General features: G+C 75.7%; 7 protein-coding genes. 4 read left to right on the top strand and 3 right to left on the bottom strand.

All coding sequences use genetic code 11. From position 1 onward, the window contains the following. The 3 genes from Q6969_RS11855 to Q6969_RS11845 all read left to right on the top strand — a co-directional run. The coding region (locus tag Q6969_RS11855; protein WP_317230622.1) for a peptidase at positions 1 to 878 on the top strand (878 nt) is incomplete at its 5' end. Positions 879 to 1,006: 128 nt separating this feature from the next. Next, positions 1,007 to 1,837 (top strand): PfkB family carbohydrate kinase, encoded by an 831-nt coding sequence (locus tag Q6969_RS11850; protein ID WP_317230621.1) that lies wholly within the window; start codon positions 1,007 to 1,009, stop codon positions 1,835 to 1,837. A gap of 155 nt (positions 1,838 to 1,992) precedes the next feature. After that, positions 1,993 to 2,640 (top strand): hypothetical protein, encoded by a 648-nt coding sequence (locus Q6969_RS11845; RefSeq protein WP_317230620.1) that lies wholly within the window; start codon positions 1,993 to 1,995, stop codon positions 2,638 to 2,640. 297 nt (positions 2,641 to 2,937) lie between these two features. Here the strand turns inward: Q6969_RS11845 and Q6969_RS11840 are convergent, their stop codons facing one another. Both Q6969_RS11840 and Q6969_RS11835 read right to left on the bottom strand, forming a co-directional pair. Further along, positions 2,938 to 3,492, bottom strand: a complete 555-nt coding sequence (locus tag Q6969_RS11840; protein ID WP_317230619.1) for an MOSC domain-containing protein — start codon at positions 3,490 to 3,492, stop codon at positions 2,938 to 2,940. Between the two features lie 113 nt (positions 3,493 to 3,605). Beyond that, positions 3,606 to 5,021: an MFS transporter gene (locus Q6969_RS11835; protein ID WP_094115327.1), complete on the bottom strand. Its 1,416-nt coding sequence runs from the start codon at positions 5,019 to 5,021 to the stop codon at positions 3,606 to 3,608. Between the two features lie 276 nt (positions 5,022 to 5,297). Between Q6969_RS11835 and Q6969_RS11830 the strand changes: the two genes are divergently transcribed. Then, complete coding sequence (locus Q6969_RS11830) at positions 5,298 to 5,663, top strand: hypothetical protein (RefSeq protein ID WP_317230618.1); 366 nt, start codon at positions 5,298 to 5,300, stop codon at positions 5,661 to 5,663. Positions 5,664 to 5,684: 21 nt separating this feature from the next. Here Q6969_RS11830 and Q6969_RS11825 read toward each other — a convergent pair. Further along, the coding region (locus tag Q6969_RS11825) for an ABC transporter permease subunit (protein ID WP_317230617.1) at positions 5,685 to 6,446 on the bottom strand (762 nt) is incomplete at its 5' end.

Here is a 6,446-nt window from a genome sequence, read left to right as displayed (position 1 = left end):
GGTGCGGAGGGGCGGCCGCCGTCCCGGTCGCGGCCGAGGCGCACGCCGCCCCGGGCACGGAGCCCCCGGTCGCGGTGCCCACGCACCAGGAGGCGGATGAGGCGGCGGCGTACTGGACGCCCGACCGCATCCGCGCCGCCGAGCCCGACGACGGCGGGGCCGCCCCGTCGCGGTCCGCGCCCCGCGCGGACGCGGAGCTGGTGCACAGCACGCCGGGTCGGCTGGGCGCCCAGTCCTACATCGGCATCCTCACGTTCATCCGCGCCGGCCGGGAGAAGTCGTGCACGGCGTCGGCGATCCGCTCCGGCTCCGGCCTCATGGTCGCCACCGCCGGGCACTGCCTGCTGCTCGACGGCGAGTCGGCCACGCGGATCGCCTTCACCCCCGCATGGGACGGCGCGAACCGCCCCTACGGGACGTGGGGCGCGGACGAGTACCAGGTGCCCGAGGCCTGGCGCTCCCGGCAGGACGCGGGCCACGACGCCGCCTTCGTCCGCATGCGGAAGCGACCGTCCGGCCCGCTCCTCGCGGACGCCGTGAAGGCGGTCACCCCGGACTTCGGCCTCGCCAAGGCGGGCCTCCACTACCTGACCCTCGGGTACCCGGGCTCGCCGTCGACCCTGGACACCACGCCCCTCGCGACGTGCGTCGGGCCGGCCTACGGGACCGCCGACGCACGGCTGGCGCTGGTGGGGTGCTCCGCCGGGGGCGGGATGTCGGGCGGCCCCGTGATCCACCTGTCGGCGGCGGCGACCCGGGGCCGGCAGACGGGGGTCATCTCCGCCACGTACGACGGGCTGTTCGGCGTGGGGACCGCCGTCACCCCCTGGGGCGAGACGGAGCGCCGGGTCTTCGACGACGTCGACTCGTTCGGCTGACGCGCGTCCGGTCGACCGCCCGGCCGCCACCGGCCCGGCCCGGCCCGGCCCGCCCTCGGGTCCTCGGTACCCTGGCGGGGAGCGCCACCCGGGCGCGGCCGGCGTCGTGCCGGGGGAGGCAGGTGCCCATGGGCCGCGTCGTGGTGCTCGGATCGCTCAACGTCGACCAGGTGGTCCGCGTCCCGCGGCACCCGCAGCCGGGGGAGACCCTCATGGGCTCCGATCCCGAACGGCTGTGGGGCGGCAAGGGCGCGAACCAGGCCGTCGCCGCGGCCGAGGCGGGTGAGGGCGCGTCCGTCGCGATGGTGGGCGCCGTGGGCGACGACGCCGACGGATCCGCCTACCGGGCCAGGCTCCAGGGCCGCGGCATCGACGTCGCGGGCCTCGTCGCCGTCGTCGGGTCCACGACGGGGCTCGCCGTCATCGCGGTCGCCGACGACGGGGAGAACACGATCATCGTCGCGCCCGGTGCCAACGCGCGCGTGACGGGCGACCACCTGGATCCGCTCGACGGCCTCGGCGCCGGGGACGTGGTGCTGGCCTCGCTCGAGCTGCCCCTCGAGACGGTGGCGGACGGCGTGCGGCGCGCGCACGCCGCGGGTGCCCGCGTCGTCCTGAACCTCGCGCCCTTCGCGCAGCTGCCCGACGACGTGCTGGCGCTCGCGGACCCGGTCGTCGTCAACGAGCACGAGGCGGGGCTCCTCCGTGCATCGGGCACGCCCGCTCCTGCGTCGCTGCTCGTCACCCTCGGCGCCGAGGGCGCGATGTGGGGCGACGTCGAGGTGCCCGCGTCGCGGGTCGACCGGGTCGTCGACACCACCGGGGCGGGCGACGCGTTCTGCGGCGCGCTGGCGGCAGCGCTCGCCGGCGGCGCCGACCGGGCCGCCGCGATGGGCCGGGCTGCGGACGCGGCCGCGGTCGTCGTGCAGCGGCAGGGCGCGCAGCCGGCGGACGGCTGAGCCCTCCCTCCGGCACGGCGCGCGGCGGTGGCGTGGCCCGGCCGCGTCGGCATCCCCTAAAGAGCAAGCGCACGAAGCGTTAGCCCGCGAGTAGTGTCCAAGGCACACCCCGCCGGGCCCCCGGACGAGGCGCGGACGTCACGGAAGGCACCATCATGAGCACCTCGGACACCCCGCGCGGAGACTCGCCGCGCGATGACCGCGACGCCGCCGTCCCCGCGGGCGACCGCACGTCGCTCCGGCACGACGTGGTCGAGCGCGAGAAGGAGCGCTTCGGCGGCATCAAGGCCGGATCCGCGTTCTTCGGCTGGCTCACCGCCACCGGCACCGCCGTGATCCTCACCGCCCTCGTCGCCGCGACGGGAGCCGCCATCGGTCTCGGCTCGAACGGCGGCGATGCCCGACAGGCCGCGGACGCCGCACAGCAGAACGCCGATACCATCGGCTGGGCCGGCGCGATCGCCGTGCTGGTCGTCATCCTCATCGCCTACTGCTGCGGCGGCTACGTCGCCGGCCGGATGGCCCGATTCGACGGCGCCAAGCAGGGCTTCGCCGTCTGGCTGTGGGCGATCGTCATCGCGATCGTCGTGGCGATCGTCACCGCCATCGCCGGCTCGCAGTACAACATCCTCGGGAACCTCAACGGCTTCCCGCGCATCCCCGTGGACGAGGGCGACCTCACGGTCGCCAGCATCGTGACCGCGGTCCTCGTCGCCGTGGTCAGCCTGGTGGGCGCGATCGTCGGCGGCCTCGCGGGCATGCGCTTCCACCGCCGCGTCGACCGCGCGGGCCTCGGGCGCTGACGCCGCCGTCGCTGCCCGGCAGCACGGAGGCGCGGACCCGGGGCGACCGCGTGCCGTGTTCCTGCAGGCGCGCTCGCGTCCACGATCGGCGGGATCGCCCGGGGGCGCCGTCCCGGCTCAACCGTGCACGGGGTCAGCCGGCGGCAGCGTGCGCGGGTGACCGAATCCGACGGCGGCCGCGGCAGCTCGCGGTGTCGCGGACGCGGTCGCGGTCAGCGCGTCGGGTGAGCGCACGGACAAGGGTGAGGCGCCGCCCTCCCCCCCCCGGGACGAGGACCGCTCCTCGCGGCCTCCCGCTCAGACGGGCTGCAGCGCCTCGTGGGCGCCCGCGGGCAGCTCGACGCGCACGGCGTCGTCGGGGCGGACCTCGCCGCCCGTGATCACGACGCCCATGACGCCGGACTTCCGCACCACGTTCCCGTCGGCGTCGCGACCGAGGACCGCCTTCATGGCGCCCTTCGCGAGCGCGTCGATCTGGCTGCAGGGGTTCCGGAGGCCCGTGATCTCCACCACGGCGGCGTCGCCCAGGTGCAGGCGCGTCCCGGTCGGCAGGTCGAGGAGCGGGACGCCGGACGTCGTGACGTTCTCGCCCAGGTCGCCGGGGCCGATGTCGAAGCCCTGCTCCGCGAGCTCCGCGTGCAGCTCGGCGTGGACGAGGTGCACCTGGCGGAGGTTCGGGGCGTCGGGGTCCCGGCGCTTCCGCGACAGGTGCTGGACGGTGGTGCCGAGGTGCGCGTCGCCCTCCACGCCGAGCCCGGCGAGGAGCGTGATGGACGGGCGGACGGGCTTGGAGAACCGGTGGGCGTCGTCGCGCGCGACCGCGACGATGCGAGGGGATGCGGACGGCTGCATGCCTGCGACGATAGCGGCGCCGCGCGGAGCGGGCGACCCCCGGGAGCGCCGGGGATGCGGAGGGCCGCCCGTCGCGGAGTGCGACGGACGGCCCGGCGGGTCGTGCGGACGGGTCAGCTGACGTTGCCCGCGTAGTCCGCGTCGCGGGTCTCGCGGCTGATGATGAGCGCGACCAGCGTGATCGCGGCCATCGCGCTCAGGTAGACGCCGACGAGGAGCACGTTGCCGTCCAGCAGCTGCCAGAGGGCCACCGCGATGAACGGCGCGACCGCGGCGCCCAGGATGCTGGCGACGTTGTAGCTGATCGCGGATCCCGTGTAGCGGACGTTGGTCGGGAAGAGCTCCGGCAGCACCGCGCCCATGGGGCCGAAGGTGAGCCCCATCAGGGTGAAGCCGATGATGAGCAGCGCCATGGTGCCGACGAACCCGGCCGAGAACAGCGGGACGAAGAGCAGGCCGAAGACGAGGATCCCGACGGTGGTCGCGATGAGCATCTTGCGTCGGCCGTGCTTCTCCGCGAGCGGGCCGGAGACCATCGTGAAGATGCCGAAGAAGACGACGCCGACGATGAGCATGAGCAGGAAGTCGTTCCGCGCGTAGCCGAGGCCCGCGGCGAACGTCTCCGGGTTGAACGGCTTGCCGGCGGCGGTCGCCGCGGCCTCGGCGGAGGCGGCGTCGCGGGCGGTCGTGCCGTACGTGAGCGTGAACGTGGTCATCAGGTAGAAGAGCGTGTAGGTCGCCAGCATGATGAACGTGCCGAGGATCAGCGGGCGCCAGCTCGTGACGAACACGCGCGCGACGGGCAGCTTCGCGACCTCGCCGGAGTCGACGACCTTCTGGAAGGCCGGCGTCTCGATGAGCTTCAGGCGCACGTAGAGGCCGACGATCACCAGCACCGCGCTCGCGAGGAACGGCACGCGCCAGCCCCACGACTGGAACTGCTCCGGCGAGAGGCCGAGGCTCAGCGCGAGGAACACGCCGTTGGCGACGATGAAGCCGATCGGCGCGCCGAGCTGCGGGAACGTGCCGTAGATGGCGCGCTTGCCGACGGGCGCGTTCTCGGTCGCGAGGAGGGCGGCGCCGCTCCACTCGCCGCCCAGGCCGAGGCCCTGGCCGAAGCGCATGACCACGAGGAGCGCGGGGGCCGCGACCTCCCAGCCGGGCGTGAGGGCGGTCGGCAGGCAGCCGATCAGCACGGTCGCGATGCCCATGGTGAGCAGCGACGCGACGAGCGTGCCCTTGCGGCCGACGCGGTCGCCGAAGTGGCCGAAGAGGATGGACCCGATCGGGCGGGCGATGAACGCGACGCCGAACACCGCGAAGGACGCGAGCTGCGCGACCGTCGGGTCGTCGTTCGCGAAGAAGAGCGCGGGGAAGACGAGCACCGCCGCGGTCGCGTAGACGTAGAAGTCGTAGAACTCGATCGACGTGCCGATGAGGCTCGCGATGATGACGCGCGAGCGCGAGTTGCCGGCGGGCGGGGTGGCGGTGGACGAGGCGGCGGCGCTGGCCGCGCGGGTGGAGGACATGGTGCGGGAGACGGCTTTCGGCTGATGCGGCGTGAGCGGCAAGGGGCGCGCAGAGGGGCGGGCGCGCCGGTCGGGCGCGGGCGCCGGGTGCGGCGGAGTCGAGGGGGCCACTCGTGATGGCCGTGGAGAGCCTACGCCCCGCGGGGAGTCGGCTGGGAATCCGGGGGCGGGGGTTGCGGGTGCGGCGCCGCACCGCTTGCCTCGTAGGCTTCCGTCAGGCGTCGTCCGCGGATCCCGCCCGCGGGTGCCGCGGGGCGCCCCACGACGAGGAGCGCCATGGAGCACGAGACCGGACGGGCGGTCCTCCCCGGGCTCGCGAAGCTCATGGGGGTGGGAGCGCTGGTCGCGTTCGCCACGGGGTACTGGTACCTCGCCCTCCCGTGCGCGGCCGTCGTCGTGCTGTGCATCGTGCAGCTGCGCCGGTGGGACCATCGGGAGCTCGAGGAGCGCGCACGACGTGCCGAGGCCCCGACCGCGGAGGAGGAGGCCGCCGCGGCGGAGTTCGCGGAGGAGCACGGCTGGGACGTGCTCGATCCGGCGGAGCGGGATGCAGGGGAGGCCGGGGACGGGGTCCGCGACGGCGACGGCCGCGACGGCGACGGCCCCCGGGGACCGCGCCCGCCGGACGGCCGTCAGCCGTAGGGGGACCGGGTCGGGGCCCGGCTACGCCCCCGCCGAGGCGCGCTCGAGCCGGGCATCTCCCGCGGCAGCCTCCGCGACCGCTCGTGCGGCGGTCCGGCGTCGGCGCACGAGGCCCGTGAGGTCGTGCGCCGACAGCGACACCGCGAGCACCGCGGCAAGCACCAGCGCGAGGGCCGGCGCGGCCACCGCCCACGGGGCGCGCTCCGCGTAGGCGATGCCCTCGCTGAGGATCAGGCCCCACTCGGGCGTCGGCCGGGCACTGCCGAGCCCGAGGAAGCCGAGCGCCGCGAGCGTGAGGGCGACGCCCGGCAGCCGCAGCATCGCGTTGCGCACGACCGGGCCGACCACCGCCGGGAGGAGGTGGCCGAGGAGGACGCGCGCGCGCCCGACGCCCAGCACCGGCAGGATCCGCACGTGCGGCTGCGCCCGGGCCTCCTGCATGAGCGCGCCCGCGTGGGCCGCGAGCGGCGCCCAGCTCACGGCAGCCACGGCGATGGCGGCACCCGCCGTCGAGGGACCCTGGATGGCGGAGACCACGATGCCCGCGAGGATCGGCGGAGCGGCGTTCGCGACCTCGACGGGCCCGACGGCGGCGCTCGGCAGCAGCCCGAGCACGAGGCCGACCGCGCAGCAGGCGAGCACCACGGCCAGCGCCGTGCCGAGCGTCGTGACGGCGCCGTGGCCGACGTGGCCGAGGAGGTCGCGGCCGCTCGCGTCCGCGCCGAAGGGGAGCGCCCACGAGGGCGGGGCAAGGCGGCCGGACGCGGTGGAGTAGGGGTCCCG

The organism is Clavibacter sp. MX14-G9D, from assembly GCF_032917815.1.
GTDB classification, from domain to species: Bacteria; Actinomycetota; Actinomycetes; order Actinomycetales; family Microbacteriaceae; genus Clavibacter; species Clavibacter michiganensis_K.
This window is presented reverse-complemented; position numbering and strand designations above follow the sequence as displayed.

Bases quoted from the DNA above. Each gene is read 5' to 3' on its own strand.
- Q6969_RS11850 (WP_317230621.1), top strand. From the start codon at position 1,007: ATGGGCCGCGTCGTGGTGCTCGGATCGCTCAACGTCGACCAGGTGGTC.
- Q6969_RS11845 (WP_317230620.1), top strand. From the start codon at position 1,993: ATGAGCACCTCGGACACCCCGCGCGGAGACTCGCCGCGCGATGACCGC.
- Q6969_RS11840 (WP_317230619.1), bottom strand. From the start codon at position 3,492: ATGCAGCCGTCCGCATCCCCTCGCATCGTCGCGGTCGCGCGCGACGAC.
- Q6969_RS11835 (WP_094115327.1), bottom strand. From the start codon at position 5,021: ATGTCCTCCACCCGCGCGGCCAGCGCCGCCGCCTCGTCCACCGCCACC.
- Q6969_RS11830 (WP_317230618.1), top strand. From the start codon at position 5,298: ATGGAGCACGAGACCGGACGGGCGGTCCTCCCCGGGCTCGCGAAGCTC.